The 12,425-nt window shown below is 46.5% G+C and carries 13 protein-coding genes; all 13 read left to right on the top strand.

Translation table 11 applies throughout. From position 1 onward, the window contains the following. Positions 1 to 11 precede the first annotated feature (11 nt). The 13 genes from KNP88_RS02015 to pyrR all read left to right on the top strand — a co-directional run bounded on the left by KNP88_RS02015 (position 12) and on the right by pyrR (position 12,413). The gene (locus KNP88_RS02015) at positions 12 to 785 is read left to right on the top strand and encodes a cell division protein FtsQ/DivIB (protein ID WP_159172376.1); all 774 of its coding nucleotides are present in this window, start codon (positions 12 to 14) and stop codon (positions 783 to 785) included. 228 nt (positions 786 to 1,013) lie between these two features. Continuing rightward, positions 1,014 to 2,318: a cell division protein FtsA gene (gene ftsA, locus KNP88_RS02010; protein ID WP_214765220.1), complete on the top strand. Its 1,305-nt coding sequence runs from the start codon at positions 1,014 to 1,016 to the stop codon at positions 2,316 to 2,318. A gap of 43 nt (positions 2,319 to 2,361) precedes the next feature. Continuing rightward, a complete protein-coding gene (ftsZ, locus tag KNP88_RS02005) occupies positions 2,362 to 3,522 on the top strand; it encodes a cell division protein FtsZ (protein ID WP_029330907.1) in 1,161 nt (386 codons plus the stop codon). An 80-nt stretch (positions 3,523 to 3,602) separates the two neighbouring features. Then, complete coding sequence (pgeF, locus tag KNP88_RS02000) at positions 3,603 to 4,376, top strand: peptidoglycan editing factor PgeF (RefSeq protein ID WP_214801894.1); 774 nt, start codon at positions 3,603 to 3,605, stop codon at positions 4,374 to 4,376. After that, positions 4,366 to 5,037: a YggS family pyridoxal phosphate-dependent enzyme gene (locus KNP88_RS01995; RefSeq protein WP_029330905.1), complete on the top strand. Its 672-nt coding sequence runs from the start codon at positions 4,366 to 4,368 to the stop codon at positions 5,035 to 5,037. The genes pgeF and KNP88_RS01995 overlap by 11 nt, the downstream gene beginning before the upstream one ends. 30 nt (positions 5,038 to 5,067) lie before the next feature. Next, positions 5,068 to 5,562 carry a cell division protein SepF gene (locus tag KNP88_RS01990; RefSeq protein ID WP_029330904.1) on the top strand — a complete coding sequence of 165 codons (495 nt, stop codon included), beginning with the start codon at positions 5,068 to 5,070 and terminating at the stop codon, positions 5,560 to 5,562. Between the two features lie 2 nt (positions 5,563 to 5,564). Next, on the top strand, positions 5,565 to 5,837 hold the full coding sequence (locus tag KNP88_RS01985) for a YggT family protein (protein ID WP_084157614.1): 273 nt from the start codon (positions 5,565 to 5,567) through the stop codon (positions 5,835 to 5,837). After that, entirely contained in the window at positions 5,837 to 6,610 is a 774-nt protein-coding gene (locus KNP88_RS01980) for a YlmH family RNA-binding protein (protein ID WP_029330902.1), read from the top strand. Before KNP88_RS01985 ends, KNP88_RS01980 begins: the two co-directional genes overlap by 1 nt. 23 nt (positions 6,611 to 6,633) lie before the next feature. Further along, positions 6,634 to 7,155 (top strand): DivIVA domain-containing protein, encoded by a 522-nt coding sequence (locus KNP88_RS01975; protein WP_088837425.1) that lies wholly within the window; start codon positions 6,634 to 6,636, stop codon positions 7,153 to 7,155. 285 nt (positions 7,156 to 7,440) lie between these two features. Continuing rightward, positions 7,441 to 10,176 carry an isoleucine--tRNA ligase gene (gene ileS, locus KNP88_RS01970; RefSeq protein WP_214892103.1) on the top strand — a complete coding sequence of 912 codons (2,736 nt, stop codon included), beginning with the start codon at positions 7,441 to 7,443 and terminating at the stop codon, positions 10,174 to 10,176. 72 nt (positions 10,177 to 10,248) lie between these two features. Continuing rightward, positions 10,249 to 10,722 (top strand): signal peptidase II, encoded by a 474-nt coding sequence (lspA, locus tag KNP88_RS01965; RefSeq protein WP_088837423.1) that lies wholly within the window; start codon positions 10,249 to 10,251, stop codon positions 10,720 to 10,722. Further along, positions 10,722 to 11,645 carry an RluA family pseudouridine synthase gene (locus KNP88_RS01960; protein ID WP_088837422.1) on the top strand — a complete coding sequence of 308 codons (924 nt, stop codon included), beginning with the start codon at positions 10,722 to 10,724 and terminating at the stop codon, positions 11,643 to 11,645. The genes lspA and KNP88_RS01960 overlap by 1 nt, the downstream gene beginning before the upstream one ends. A 237-nt stretch (positions 11,646 to 11,882) precedes the next feature. After that, positions 11,883 to 12,413 carry a bifunctional pyr operon transcriptional regulator/uracil phosphoribosyltransferase PyrR gene (pyrR, locus tag KNP88_RS01955; RefSeq protein ID WP_029330897.1) on the top strand — a complete coding sequence of 177 codons (531 nt, stop codon included), beginning with the start codon at positions 11,883 to 11,885 and terminating at the stop codon, positions 12,411 to 12,413. Positions 12,414 to 12,425 lie beyond the last annotated feature (12 nt).

Below are 12,425 nucleotides of genomic sequence, written 5' to 3'. Positions count from 1 at the left end.
GAGGAATGAACGTGAAGGAGCGACAACCGGTAAAAGATACGGATGCCACTGTCAGTAGTCTAGAAGATAAGATTCCTTATATCCGTGAACAACGCCGGAAGAAAGCAAACCGACGTTTAATCTATGTCCTCATCCTGATCGGTCTATTGATTGCTGTCGTATTTTATCTTCAGTCCAGTTATTCGCGGGTAGCGACACTTGAGATTGACGGTGTCGTCAATGTCAAAGAAGCAGACATCATTCAGGCGTCACGGATGAAGGTGAAGGAGACACATGCTTTCAATGTGTCAGAAGAAGCTGTGCTAGAGCGAATCGAAGATGTACCAGGTATACGGGAAGCAACGATGACACAGAGTTTTCTCCATAACTATCAAGTTAATGTCGTGGAGGAAAAAGAAATTGCTTACGCGAAAGATCAACCCGGAGACCGAATCGTCTTAGCAGATGGAACAATCATCCCCGGAAAGTCGAAGGAAGAATTGTTCGATGCACCGATTTTAACAGGCTTTACAGATCAGTCCCTTGAACGGTTGACGAAGGAACTCGTCAAAATCGAACCAAAAGTTCGGAGTCGGATTTCGGAAATCGTTGCAAACGATAAAACCGATAAAGGGGGATTGAAGTTATTCATGACGGATGGCAATACTGTCTTATTGAGTACTTCAGCTTTTTCTAACTCGTTGAATGAATATGTCAAAGTGATTTCAGCCTTACCAAAAGGAAAAACAGGGACGATCACGATTGACGGGGGAATCTATTTCAAACCATATAAAGTAAAAAAATAGAAAATTCCTAGTTATGAGTCAGTAGATTGACAAACGTTTGTTTTCATTAGTAAATAAGTAGGCGTATCGTCATCAAATCGTAATCTATTAGATGGGTAAGTTAGACAATAACTTCTTTTCGTAGGGTTTTATATAGTGTAGACTTAAACGAGAAGAAGTTTATCTTGTTTCCTGAATATATATAGGGACAATCAGTATGAGTATTATGAAAGTGGAGGTGTCACTCCCATGGAAACGAAAGGTACGATTGCCGCACTAGACATTGGAACATCGGAAGTGAAACTCATCGTCGGTGAACTACTCGGCGGGACACTGAACGTGTTAGCGGAGGGTTCTGCACCATCTGCCGGTGTCAAACGTGGCGTCATCGTCGATATCGACCAAACAGTCAATGCCATTAAACAAGCGGTCGCTGAAGTGGAACGGACACTCGGTGAACCGATTGGTGAAGTATATGTAGCAATTTCTGGAGAACACATTCAAGTCAAGGATTGTCAAGGGATGACTTCAATTAAAGGCGAAGACAATGAAATTACGGATGACGACGTCAAAGACGTCTTACACTCCGCAATGGTCATGCGCATTCCGAACGAATTAAGTGTTGTCGATGTACTACCGAAAACGTTTACGGTCGACCAACAAACAGAAATCACGGATCCACGTGGTATGATTGGCTATCGTCTAGAAGTGACAGGGAAGTTGATCATTGGAGCGAAGACGATCCTACATAGCATTAAACGTTCAATCGAACGGGCTGGTCTAGAGCTTGCAGGATACGTACTTGAAAGCTTAGCTGTTTCAAGAATCGCGGCATCAATCGATGAACTGGAGCTTGGCGTCGGCATCATCGACATTGGACACGAGACGACAACATTGTCGATTTATGAAAAAAACGATCTCGTTTACTCGACGACGTTACCTTATGGTGGCGATCATCTGACACGTGACTTAACGTATAAGATGAATTGTAAGTACCAAGATGCAAAACTTGCGAAGGAAGAATACGGAGTGGCGCTTGAATCGTTAGGGGATCCTGAAGAAAAGGTATCCTACGTAACGATTAATGGGGAGCATCGTTTTGAGCCGCAACCTGAGATCGGTTTCGTTTTAGAGGCACGCCTCGAAGAAATCTTCGAGATGATTCAAAAACGGATGACGCAGGCTGGCCATCCACAAATGAATAGTGGCATCATTCTCTGCGGTGGAAGTTCTTCGCTTCCTGGAATTGATCAGCTAGGGAAACGGATTTTCAACCAAAACGTCAACGTCTACCAACCGGCCAGCTTAGGCATTCGTAATCCGAAGTACGCTGTGGCAGCCGGCATGTTACGCTATGTACTCTCAAGAAGTACGGTTTCGAAATCAGGATTTGATCGTGCGGACGAGAAGGAAGTCGTGGCGCAAAATCGTGAACAAGAACAATTGCTTACGAACCCGACACCGTCTCCAGTACGCGAAGAACGAACGCAACAGGAACAACCTCCAAAAGAGCGTAAATCATTCAGTAGTTTCTTTGAAAAGTTTTTTGGTTAATGACTAAAATACAATGAGTATAAAAAATTAGGGGGCCCCTTTTATGTTGCATTTTGATGAAATGATGGACCAAGTAGCTAAAATTAAGGTCATCGGCGTAGGTGGCGGTGGTTCAAACGCCGTCAACCGAATGATTGAACATGGTGTACAAGGCGTAGAATTCATCGCCGTCAATACAGATGCACAAGCACTCAACATGTCGCAGGCAGATGTGAAGCTCCAACTCGGTGCAAAGCTGACACGCGGTTTAGGTGCAGGTGCGAATCCAGAAATCGGTAAAAAAGCGGCAGAAGAAAGCCGTGAACAGTTGACAGAGATTTTGTCAGGTGCTGATATGGTCTTCGTTACTGCAGGTATGGGTGGCGGGACAGGAACTGGTGCTGCGCCAGTCATCGCTGAAATCTCAAAAGAAATCGGCGCATTGACTGTCGGTGTCGTAACGAAACCGTTCATGTTTGAAGGACGCAAACGGATGCAACACGCTGTATCGGGTGTGCAAAACTTTAAAGAAAAAGTCGATACGTTAATCGTCATTCCGAATGATAAATTACTTGAAATCGTTGATCGTAACACGCCGATGCTCGAAGCATTCAAAGAAGCGGATAATGTGCTTCGTCAAGGGGTTCAAGGGATCACAGACTTAATCGCTGTCCCTGGTTTAATCAACTTAGACTTTGCAGACGTTAAGACAATCATGACTGAAAAAGGATCTGCCTTGATGGGCGTTGGTGTTGCGACAGGCGAACACCGTGCAACGGAAGCTGCGAAGAAAGCCATTTCAAGTCCATTGCTTGAAACATCGATTGAAGGTGCAAAAGGTGTCTTAATGAACATCACAGGTAGTGCGAACCTCAGTCTATATGAAGTAACGGAAGCTGCTCAAATCGTTCAAAGTGCAGCAGATGAAGAAGTAAACTTGATTTTCGGTTCTGTTATCAACGATAACTTAGAAGATGAAATCATCGTTACCGTCATCGCAACAGAATTCGAAAACGAGCCACTCGATTTCGAGATTCCATCTGCTCAAGAAATGATGAAAAACTTACTCAAGAAAAAGCAGGCGACTCCAACTCCTGCTGCGACTGAGGAGCCGAAACCACAAGTCGAAGAGACACCTGTCAGCTCGAATCCAGAACCAGCAAAAGGGTCAGATGTTGAAGAAACGATGGACATTCCATCATTCCTTCGTCGGAACAATCGTTAATCGATTTTTTCCAAGACACGACTGCTAGACAAAGAGGTGTCGCGTAAGCGGCACCTCTTTTTTGAAAGGGATGTGAAATGATGTTTGGTCAATGGATAAAGTGGGATACACCGACCGGTACAGTGCGTGCAGCATTCACTACAAAATTTTCAGCGCCGCATGGTATTGGCAATCTTGGATTGCATGTCAATGACGATCGCGATGGTGTCATTCAAAACCGGCAAGTCATCGCCCGTCAACTTGATTTATCGCTCGAAAATTCAGTTTGGGCAGAACAGGTTCACGGGAACCATGTCGAACAAGTGACGACGCTGGATTCTGGACGAGGGGCACTGGATTATGGAACAACGATCGAGGGTACAGATGGATTGGTGACGACGGATGCAAATGTATTACTCGCCATGTTATTCGCGGATTGTGTACCGCTCGTTTTTTGTGATCCGACGACAGGGATCATTGCGAATACGCATGCCGGATGGCGTGGAACAGTCGCGAATATCGTTGAAGCGACTGTCGCCCGAATGGAAGCGGCGGGGGCAGACCGTTCCTCGATTCAAATGGTCATCGGACCCTCGATTCGTGAATGTTGTTATGAGGTCGACCAACCTGTCCTTGAAGCGATTGACGGGCTTGGTCTTGAAGATACGCCCTACACAATGAAAGAAAACGGAAAAGCGATGCTTTCGCTTCAGCAGACGAATGCTGCATTAGCAGAGCGAAGTGGATTAGGTGACATCATTGATGCAGGAATTTGTACGCACTGCCAAGCAGATGACTATTTCTCTTACCGTCATGGGGACCACCAAGGTCGTTTCGCGAGCTTGATCGTAAAGGAGTCATTACATGTCGATTAATGAAAATGTTCAACTTGTCCAACAAAAGATGCAACAAGCGAGTGAAAAGAGTTTTCAAAAAAAGCAGGTACAACTGATTGGCGTGACGAAATCAGTTTCAAGTCAAGTTGCCTCTGAGCTGTTAGAAGCAGGTATAACGGCGCTAGGTGAAAATCGTCCGGAGGGTTTGTCAGAAAAACAAGCAGCACTTGGGCGTGAAGCCTGTGAGTGGCACTTCATCGGGACACTGCAGTCGCGAAAAGTACGTCAAATCATCGATCAAATCGATGTGCTTCACTCACTCGATCGTTTGCATTTAGCGGAAGAAATCAATAAACGTGCAAAACGTCCTATCGATTGTTTTGTTCAAGTCAATGTCTCGGGTGAAGCTTCGAAACAAGGTATCTCCGCAGAAGACATTCATTCCTTTCTACATGAAATCGGTCAATATCCAAAAGTTCGTGTGATTGGACTCATGACGATGGCACCATTGACAGAAAATCAAGAGGAAGTGCGGTCCGTTTTCCGCGCTTTACGCGTCTTACGAGACGAAGTAGCAGCACGAAACCTGTCTTACGCTCCCTGTACGGAATTATCGATGGGGATGTCGTCTGATTATGAGATTGCGATTGAAGAAGGGGCGACACACGTCAGAATCGGTACGGTCCTCGTCCAACCATAAAACGTAGAAGAAGTTGAAAGGAGAATCGAAATGGGATTCAAATCGAAAATGCAACATCTGTTTCTTGGGAACACAGACGATTTAGACGAACTTGAATATGAAAATGATGCTACAATAAATAAAGGTAGAGGTACTGCAGAGCAAGAGTATGAAGAGTACTACGAGGAATCTACCCCGAGTGTTACTCAAAAGGAGGACCCTGTGCGTCAATCGAATATCGTTCCGATTCATACGAAAAAAGCAAAATCACAAGTCATTTTAAGTGAGCCGCGTGTCTTCAATGAAGCACAAGAAATTGGGGAGCATCTCCGTCAAAATCGTGCGGTCATCGTTAACATGCAACGCATGTCAAAAGATCAATCACGGCAAATGATTAATTTTCTTTCAGGCGTCGTCTTTGCACTCGATGGTACGATTACGACAATCAGTCAAAACACGCTCCTCTGTGTGCCGAACAACGTCGAGCTCGCGGGTAGTATTTCAAATCTACTTGGAGAAGATGATATCAATCATAAGGGGTGGTAAACATGGATTCACAAGTTATGTACGCGATTGGGCGTACATTGGGCACGTTACTTCAATATTATAGCTATGTCATGATTGCTTATATTTTACTTTCATGGTTCCCGAACGCACGAGAGTCAAGATTCGGACAAGTATTAGCGATGTTAGTCGAACCGTTCCTCGCGCCTTTCCGACGGATCATCCCGCCCATCGGAGGTATGCTTGACATCTCACCAATCGTTGCCTTTTTAGTGTTGAACTTAGCACAGTCAGGCATTCGAGCAATCTTCTTCTAATGAGCGTCTATGATCACTATCGCGGACATGAGCGGGAGTTCGTCGATCTTGTCTTAAACTGGATCGATCATGTCGAAGCGACCTATACGTTTAAACTGACAGATTTTCTTGACCCACGCGAACAGCAAATCACACGTGAACTCGTCGGAACGAAATGTGCCCTCTTTTTTGAGGGCGGTTTCGAAGGGGCAGAGCGACAGCGGGCACTAATTGCGCCTGATTACTACGAACTTGATGCGAGCGACTTTGATATTGCCATCTATCGTATTCATTATCCTACAAAATTCGTTGAACTATCGCATCGACAAGTAACAGGTACGCTCTTAAACGTCGGTCTGAAACGCGGCAAGTTCGGTGATGTCGTCATTCAAGATCAAGTCGTTCAGTTCGCAGTCGCAGAAGACGTTGCTTCTTATATCGAAGTCAACGTCGAGCGGGCAGGGAAAACGAAAATTCGTTTATCTCGCGTCGAACTAGAAGACCAATTGAAGATCAAAGAACAGGAATGGCAAGAAGAACTTGGATTCGTCAGTTCGCTCCGCTTTGATACTGTCGTCAGCGAAGTGCTTGGTTTTTCGAGACAAAAAGCACAGAGTTTGATTAAACAAGGGGAAAGTAAAGTGAATTATAAAATCGTCGAAGATCCAAGCTTCATGCTTGAAGAAGGCGATTTGCTTTCGCTCCGTGGAACAGGACGCGTCAAATTGACAGCTATTTTAGGGTCGACGAAACGCGACCGGATTAAATTACAGTACGGATTATTAAAAGGTTAAAAAATGCTGAGGAGGATTTCATCATGCCATTGACGCCACTTGATATTCATAATAAGGAATTTACACGTAAGTTTCGCGGCTATGACGAGGATGAGGTCAACGAATTTCTTGATCAAGTCATCAAGGATTTTGAAATGTTGTTGCGGGAAAACCGTCAACAGCAAGAAGTGATTCAAAACATGCAATCGCGTGTCGATTACTTCAGTTCGATGGAAGAGACGTTAAACAAGTCAATCATCGTTGCCCAAGAAGCAGGAGAAGAAGTCAAGGCCAATGCGACGAAAGAAGCAAGCTTGATTTTAAAACAAGCCGAGCGTGAAGCGGAACAACTGCAAGATTCCGCACAGCGTCGAGCGCAACGGACAGACTTTGAAGTCGAACAGATGCGTAAGAAAATCGAATTGTACCGTAATCGTTTTAAAGTCTTGATCGATGCGCAGATGGAGTTATTGGCAAGCCATGATTGGGACGCGTTTGATAGTTCGACCCGTGGTGCGCTTGACGAGATTCCGGCAGTTGCGTATAATGACGACGATGTCATATAACTTAAATCAATGACAAGGACACGTCTTAATCAGACTGCTGCAAGCGAATCGGGGACTGGTGTGAGCCCGAACAGTAAGTGAGAATGGATATCCCCTTCGAGTGTGAGACTGAACCATTAAGTAAGTCGTACCGATTCGCCCCCGTTATCGGGCTCTTAAGTGGTAGTTCGTACGGTTGAACTACTAGTAGGGTGGTACCGCGAGTTCAAGCCAAGCTCGTCCCTATACCAGGGATGTGTTTGGCTTTTTTTGTATGTTAAATTAAAAGAAGTGAGGGAATGCCAGATGGAGTACAAAGATACATTACTGATGATGAAAACTGAATTTCTAATGCGAGGTAACTTGCCGAAACGTGAGCCGGACATGCAGGCACGTTGGAACGAGATGAACTTATATCAAGCAGTTCAAGAAAAAAATGCTGGAAAACCAACCTTCATCCTTCATGATGGACCACCATACGCAAACGGTGATATCCACATGGGGCACGGATTAAACAAAGTCTTAAAAGATATCGTCGTCCGTTACAAATCGATGAATGGTTTCCGTTCACCGTATGTACCGGGTTGGGATACACACGGTTTACCGATTGAAACAGCACTCCAAAAATCAGGTGTCGACCGGAAGACGATGTCGGTCGCTGAGTTCCGTGAGTTGTGTGCGAAATATGCACTCGAACAAGTCGATCATCAGCGTGAACAGTTTAAGCGTTTAGGTGTTCTCGGTGACTATGATAATCCATACATCACGCTCCAACCGGAATTCGAAGCGGCGCAAATTCGCCTCTTCGGTGACATGGCGAACAAAGGCTATATCTATAAAGGAAAAAAACCAGTCTACTGGTCACCTTCTTCTGAGTCGGCACTAGCAGAAGCGGAAATCGAATACCATGATAAACGTTCTGCTGCCATCTATGTTGCGTTCCCTGTCTTAGAAGGAAACAACATCTTAGAGCCGACGGATCACTTCGTCATCTGGACGACGACGCCGTGGACGATTCCTGCAAACCTCGGAATCTCTGTCAGTGCGGAACTCACGTATGCCCGAATCGAGTACGAAGGAAAAGGTTACATCGTCGCAGAGGCGCTTGTTCCTGAAGTCATCGAGGCACTCGGATGGGAAGACGCGACAGTCGGTCGTGTCTTCAATGGAGCAGATTTCGAATACATGAAAGCTAAACACCCACTCTACGACCGTGAATCACTCGTCATGCTCGGTGATCATGTTACGGCGGAAGCAACCGGCGTCGTGCATACGGCACCTGGACACGGGGAAGATGACTATCGCATCGGACAAGCATACGGACTCGACGTCCTCTGCCCGGTCGATGATAAAGGGGTCATGACGGCGGAAGCACCGGGATTCGAAGGCATGTTCTATGAAGATGCGAATAAAGAAGTCGGTCTTGCGTTAGAAAAAGCGGGCGCATTGTTGAAACTATCGTTCATCAAACACTCGTATCCGCACGACTGGCGGACGAAAAAACCGGTCATCTTCCGGGCAACACCACAATGGTTCGCGTCGATTAAAGACTTCCGTGCGGAAATCCTCGACGAAATCAAAGATGTTCAGTGGGTACCGGCATGGGGAGAAACACGTCTTCACAACATGTTTAAAGATCGTGGCGACTGGGTCATCTCGCGTCAACGTGCATGGGGCGTGCCACTTCCAATCTTCTATGCAGAAGACGGAACAGAAATCGTTACACCGGAAACAATCGACCATATCGCGAACTTGTTCGCAGAGCACGGTTCGAACGTCTGGTATGAACGCGAAGCAATCGACTTATTGCCGGAAGGCTTTACGCACCCGGCAAGTCCGAATGGTCAGTTCAAAAAAGAAACAGACATCATGGATGTCTGGTTCGATTCCGGCTCGTCACATGCCGGTGTGCTGGCAGCGCGTCCAGAACTCGAGCGTCCGGCTGATCTTTACCTCGAAGGTTCAGACCAATACCGTGGCTGGTTCAACTCGTCGCTTTCGACAGCTGTTGCGACAACGGGAAAAGCACCGTATAAAGCAGTCGTCAGTCATGGTTTCGTATTAGACGGTCAAGGACGGAAGATGTCGAAGTCAATCGGGAATACGATTGCCCCAATCCAAATCATGCAACAATTTGGTGCAGAGATTCTTCGTCTGTGGGTTGCGTCAGTCGATTATCAGTCAGATGTCCGGGCATCGATGGACAACTTTAAACAAGTTTCAGAATCATACCGTAAAATCCGGAACACGGTCCGTTTCCTGCTCGGGAACTTGGATCAATTCGATCACACGGCACATCGTGTTGCGTTTGAAGATTTACCGGAAGCAGACCGTTTCATGCGGACGAAGCTCGATCAATTAGTAGGTAAAGTCAAAAAAGCCTATGATGCGTATGATTTCATGGCAGTTTACCAACTGTTGCATAACTTCTGTGTCCTTGACCTGTCTTCGTTCTACCTCGACTACACGAAAGACATCTTGTATATCGAACAAGCAGATGCACCGGCGCGTCGTGCCGTTCAAACGGTCATGTATGATACCGTCGTGACATTGTTACAATTGATGGCACCTGTCTTACCGCATACGGCAGACGAAGCATGGGAATTCGTTCCTGGTGTCGAGACGGCAAGTATCTTCTTGACGGATCTACCGGAAGCAGTCGACGTATCGGAAGAAGGACTTGCACTGATCGCGAAATGGAACGCGTTCCTCGTCTTCCGCGATGATGTCTTGAAGGCGCTTGAAGAAGCACGGGCAGAGAAGCTCGTCGGGAAAACGCTCGAAGCCAAACTCGAGCTCGCACCGAACGAAGCGACGAAGAACTTGCTTGCGACAATCGACCATCTTGAACAACTGCTTCAAGTCTCACACATCGATTTTGTCGACTCGGCAGAACGTAACTATGAGACGACGGCAATCACTGTTTTGAAAGCGGACGGCGAGAAATGTGAACGTTGCTGGACATATTCGACTGAACTTGGTCAAGATCCGGCTCATCCGACACTTTGTCCTCGTTGTACTGCGGTCGTCAATTCTTTATAATGAATAAGGGGAGGGGCGGCTACTGCGACTTCGTAGCTACCCCTCATTATTTTTGATGTGGGGGAAAACAGGATGTGGCTTTACTTAGTGATTGCTGCTTTACTCGTAGGAGTGGATCAATTGACGAAATGGATCGTCGTCCAGCAGATGACGATTGGTCAAGCGATTGAAGTCATTCCAAATTTCTTTTATCTCAATTCATACCGCAACCGTGGAGCGGCATGGGGAATGCTTGAAGGAAAATTCGGCTTCTTCTTCATCGTGACGGTTCTCGTCGTTGTTGGTCTGATTTATTTTCTGTACAAAGAAGGAACAAAAAACAAAGTATTTGCTTGGAGTGTCGCTTTACTACTGAGTGGAGCGATCGGAAATTTCATTGACCGGATGGCGCGTGGGGAAGTCGTTGATTTCTTACACTTTTATCCGTTCGGCTATAATTTTCCGATCTTTAATGTCGCAGACGTCTGCTTGACATTTGGAGTGATTTTGATGCTGATTAGCGTCATGTTCGAAGAGCGTTTGACGAAGAAGGGAACGATTGATTAATGAATGAACAACAAGTATGGACGGTCGAAGCAAAAGGCGCGACAGGGCGAATCGATAAATGGTTGGCTGAACAACAAGAGTGGTCGCGTTCGCAAGTGCAAGACTGGTTAAAGGCGGGGCACGTCGAAGTAGACGGACGCATCGTGAAACCGAACTATAAGATGACGGGAACGGAAAGCATCACCGTGCATATCCCGGAAGCCGTCGAACTCGAAATCTTACCGGAAGACATTCCGCTAGATGTCGTTTACGAAGACAGCGATGTCATCGTCATCAATAAACCAAAAGGCATGGTCGTCCACCCGGCAGCAGGACATGTGTCAGGAACACTCGTTAATGCGTTGCTTCATCACTGTCAAGACCTCTCAGGCATCAATGGGGTCAAACGACCAGGAATCGTTCACCGGATCGATAAAGATACATCGGGTCTCTTGATGGTCGCTAAAAATGATTTAGCCCATGAATCGCTTGCGCAACAATTAAAAGATAAGACGACGGAACGTCTTTATATCGCGCTTGTCCATGGCGAGATCCCCCATGAACTCGGAACGATTGAAGCACCGGTCGGCCGTGATAAAAATGACCGTCAACGGATGACGGTCACGGACAAAAACTCAAAAGCAGCGGTCACGCATTTCCGTGTCCTCGATCGGTATGAAGGCTTTACGGTCGTTGAGTGTAAACTCGAAACAGGACGGACTCACCAAATTCGTGTCCACATGCGCTATATCGGATTCCCGCTCGCAGGTGACCCGAAATATGGACCGCGGAAGACGATGAAGATGAATGGTCAAGCACTCCACGCAGCGGTTCTCGGATTTGAACATCCACGGACCGGCGAATGGTTGACGTTCGAAGCACCACTCCCGGAAGAGATGACGTTTGAGATCAGTCAGTTGAAAAAACTTGAATTAGAGTCTTGACGTTTTTCTGATAAAACGGTAGAGTAACACCTAGAGAGCGATGCGAGACATCAGCCTCACCAAATCGGTCGTCCGCGTGACGATCCTACAAAATTAGAACACCTTTAATCGAGTCCGGAGAGGCTACGAAAGGGAGACACCGTAACGCGTGTAAACACATGGCTTTGCTATGTACACATCTGTCTTCAACAACCTCCTGCCGATTAAGCAGGAGGTTTTTTTATGAAAGGAGAAGCCATGAAACCAGCCATCATTTTAGATGAAGCGGCAATCAGTCGTGCCTTAACACGAATCGCCCATGAAATCATCGAGCGCAACAAAGGGATTGAAGAATTGATGATCGTCGGTATCAAGACGCGGGGCGAAACACTTGCGAGACGCCTTGCCCGGCGGATTGAAGAGATTGAAGGAAAAGCCGTGTTACTCGGTGTCGTCGACATCTCGATGTACCGCGATGATCTCTCGAAGAAAAGCCTCGAGCCGGAAATCAAAGGGTCCGAGATGCCGGAAGACGTCACAGGAAAAATCGTTGTGCTCGTCGATGATGTCCTGTACACGGGACGGACGGTCCGCGCGGCAATGGACGCACTCGTCGATCATGGTCGACCAAGCATGATTCAGTTAGCTGTACTTGTTGACCGAGGTCACCGGGAACTCCCGATTCGACCAGATTTCATCGGCAAGAACGTTCCGACGTCACGCGAAGAACAAGTCGTCGTCGCCTTATCAGAAGTCGACGATGCTGATCAAGTATTCATTAAACGTTAAATCAAAAATACC

The organism is Exiguobacterium sp. H66, assembly GCF_018618705.1.
Classification (GTDB): Bacteria; Bacillota; Bacilli; order Exiguobacteriales; family Exiguobacteriaceae; genus Exiguobacterium_A; species Exiguobacterium_A oxidotolerans.
This window is presented reverse-complemented; position numbering and strand designations above follow the sequence as displayed.

Coding starts and splice junctions, on each gene's coding strand:
- ftsA (WP_214765220.1), top strand. CDS start 1,014: ATGGAAACGAAAGGTACGATTGCCGCACTAGACATTGGAACATCGGAA.
- ftsZ (WP_029330907.1), top strand. CDS start 2,362: ATGTTGCATTTTGATGAAATGATGGACCAAGTAGCTAAAATTAAGGTC.
- pgeF (WP_214801894.1), top strand. CDS start 3,603: ATGTTTGGTCAATGGATAAAGTGGGATACACCGACCGGTACAGTGCGT.
- KNP88_RS01995 (WP_029330905.1), top strand. CDS start 4,366: ATGTCGATTAATGAAAATGTTCAACTTGTCCAACAAAAGATGCAACAA.
- KNP88_RS01990 (WP_029330904.1), top strand. CDS start 5,068: ATGGGATTCAAATCGAAAATGCAACATCTGTTTCTTGGGAACACAGAC.
- KNP88_RS01985 (WP_084157614.1), top strand. CDS start 5,565: ATGGATTCACAAGTTATGTACGCGATTGGGCGTACATTGGGCACGTTA.
- KNP88_RS01980 (WP_029330902.1), top strand. CDS start 5,837: ATGAGCGTCTATGATCACTATCGCGGACATGAGCGGGAGTTCGTCGAT.
- KNP88_RS01975 (WP_088837425.1), top strand. CDS start 6,634: ATGCCATTGACGCCACTTGATATTCATAATAAGGAATTTACACGTAAG.
- ileS (WP_214892103.1), top strand. CDS start 7,441: ATGGAGTACAAAGATACATTACTGATGATGAAAACTGAATTTCTAATG.
- lspA (WP_088837423.1), top strand. CDS start 10,249: ATGTGGCTTTACTTAGTGATTGCTGCTTTACTCGTAGGAGTGGATCAA.
- KNP88_RS01960 (WP_088837422.1), top strand. CDS start 10,722: ATGAATGAACAACAAGTATGGACGGTCGAAGCAAAAGGCGCGACAGGG.
- pyrR (WP_029330897.1), top strand. CDS start 11,883: ATGAAACCAGCCATCATTTTAGATGAAGCGGCAATCAGTCGTGCCTTA.